This is a genomic window from Gluconobacter sp. P5E10 (assembly GCF_018812145.1).
Classification (GTDB): Bacteria; Pseudomonadota; Alphaproteobacteria; order Acetobacterales; family Acetobacteraceae; genus Gluconobacter; species Gluconobacter cerinus.
The window spans coordinates 1-1,878 of sequence record NZ_JACRVZ010000025.1 but is presented as its reverse complement, the minus strand read 5'-3'; the positions used below and the strand labels follow the sequence as shown (position 1 = coordinate 1,878).

3 protein-coding genes, 1 tRNA gene, 1 rRNA gene and 1 pseudogene are annotated in these 1,878 nt (G+C 57.0%); 1 reads left to right on the top strand and 5 read right to left on the bottom strand.

The features are described from left to right. A partial coding sequence (locus KP707_RS16490; RefSeq protein WP_215769450.1) for a transposase occupies positions 1-174 on the bottom strand: 174 nt, incomplete at its 3' end. A gap of 72 nt (positions 175-246) precedes the next feature. Then, complete coding sequence (locus KP707_RS17215; protein WP_338085349.1) at positions 247-528, bottom strand: hypothetical protein; 282 nt, start codon at positions 526-528, stop codon at positions 247-249. On the opposite strand from KP707_RS17215, the pseudogene KP707_RS17100 reads away from it, so the two are divergent. Further along, positions 409-951: pseudogene (locus tag KP707_RS17100) on the top strand (recombinase family protein); the annotation flags it as partial. The gene KP707_RS17215 and the pseudogene KP707_RS17100 sit on opposite strands and share 120 nt — an antisense overlap. 234 nt (positions 952-1,185) lie before the next feature. On the opposite strand, the gene KP707_RS17095 reads toward KP707_RS17100, so the two are convergent. The 3 genes from KP707_RS17095 to rrf form a co-directional block, all read right to left on the bottom strand. After that, positions 1,186-1,494 (bottom strand): hypothetical protein, encoded by a 309-nt coding sequence (locus KP707_RS17095; protein ID WP_306792315.1) that lies wholly within the window; start codon positions 1,492-1,494, stop codon positions 1,186-1,188. A gap of 43 nt (positions 1,495-1,537) precedes the next feature. After that, positions 1,538-1,614 (bottom strand) — tRNA-Met (locus KP707_RS16480). Positions 1,615-1,671: 57 nt separating this feature from the next. Beyond that, positions 1,672-1,786: ribosomal RNA gene (gene rrf, locus KP707_RS16475) — 5S ribosomal RNA — on the bottom strand. Positions 1,787-1,878 lie beyond the last annotated feature (92 nt).

Sequence of the window (1,878 nt, the reverse complement as noted above, 5' to 3'; positions counted from 1 at the left end):
CTTGTGCGGGCCATATGCTTTCGGGGCGTCTTTCCACTGAAGCCCGTTGCGGATCACATAAACGATCCCGCTCAGAACACGCCGGTCATCCACGCGTGCTACTCCATGTGCCAGAGGGAAAAATGGCTCAATCCGCTCCATCTGGCTCTCAGACAGCAAAAACATGTCACTCACAGCCTCACCTCCATCGGTAACCCTGTGAATCACAACGTCTCGCTCAGTTCAATAAATTAATAGGTCCTGAGCCTACATATTGGCCTGACCGGCACGATGAATGCGCTCTACCTCAGGGAACTGGCCAACAAGACCCGGCGGGGTCTGCGTGGCCGCGTCGAACTGGGCAAATCCGGTGGCGGCCTGTGCTACGGCTACGATGTTGTCAAACAGCGCGACAGTCATGGCGAACCGATTTGCGGAGAGCGCGCCATTAATGATGATCAGGCCCAGATCGTCCGACGGATCTTTCGGGACTATGCCGACGGCAAATCCCCCAAAGCCATTGCCCTGTCTCTGAATGCTGAAGGCCATCGCGGGCCCCTGTCCGGAGCCTGGAGCCCGTCAACGATCAATGGAAACCGTGAACGCGGCACCGGCATCCTCAACAACGAACTCTATATCGGCCGACTGGTCTGGAACCGCCTGCGCTACATCAAGGTCCCGAGCACCGGGAAGCGCGTCTCCCGCCTCAATCCTGAATCGGAATGGGTACTTCAGGGTGTTCCTGATCTTCGCATTATCGAGCAGGATCTCTGGAATGCGGTCAAAGACCGTCAGAGCAAAACGACCTGGTCCCAGAAATCCCGCGGTAACGGCGTTCATCCCCTCAACGCCCTGCAACGTCCGACCCATCTTCTGACAGGCCTCATCAAATGCGGCTGTTGTGGAGGTGGCTTTTCAATGATCTCACAACATCACCTCGGCTGCTCAACCGCCCGCAACAAAGGCACTTGCGAGAACCGCCTGACGATCCGACGGGATGTTCTGGAAAAATCCGTGCTCAACGGACTGCGGACCCAGATGATGGACCCTGCGCTCTTCAGGGAATTCTGTGAGGAGTTCACACGTGAGGTTAACCGTTTGCGGATGGAGAAAGGGGCCGATCTGGTCGCTCTGAAATCCGAGCTCCCCAAAATCGAGCGTGAACTGGACAAGGCCATTCAGGCTATTCTCGATGGCGTCCCGGGATCACGCCTCAAAGACCGCATCGGTCACCTTGAAACCCGCAAGGCCGAGATAGAGGAACGACTGGCGGAAGCCCCTTCCCCGCCGCCTCTGCTGCATCCCAACATGGCGGAGCTGTATCGCCAAAAGATCGCGTCTCTTCACGCCAGCCTGCAAAACGAGGCCACCGGGACGCAAGCCAGAGAAGCGATTCGTTCTCTGATCACGCGGATCAAACTCATTCCGGAGAATGGGGAGCTCGGGATTTTTCTTGAGGGTGATCTGGCTGCGATGCTGGGCTTTGCAACGAACAGAAAGAACGCCATGCGTCATCCGGACGCTGGCGTTCTTGATCGGTTCCTGGTGCAGGGTTCTATGGTTGCGGGGGTAGGATTTGAACCTACGGCCTTCAGGTTATGAGCCTGACGAGCTACCGGGCTGCTCCACCCCGCGGTGGTATTGGTGATGTTGGTGATGTTGGTGTTGTGGGAGTGATGAGTGGGCTAGGGGACCTGGCGGCGACCGACTTTTCCGCACCTTGAGGTGCAGTATCATAGGCGCTGAGGGATTTCACGGCCGAGTTCGGGAAGGGATCGGGTGTAGGGCCCTCGCAATGGCCACCAGGTCTTCTAGCCCACCCAGTCTTTTTGAGAGTGGGTGGAGGTTGGTGTTTTATGAGTGTGGCTGATTTCTGTGCATGTGTTTGATGTGAGAAGT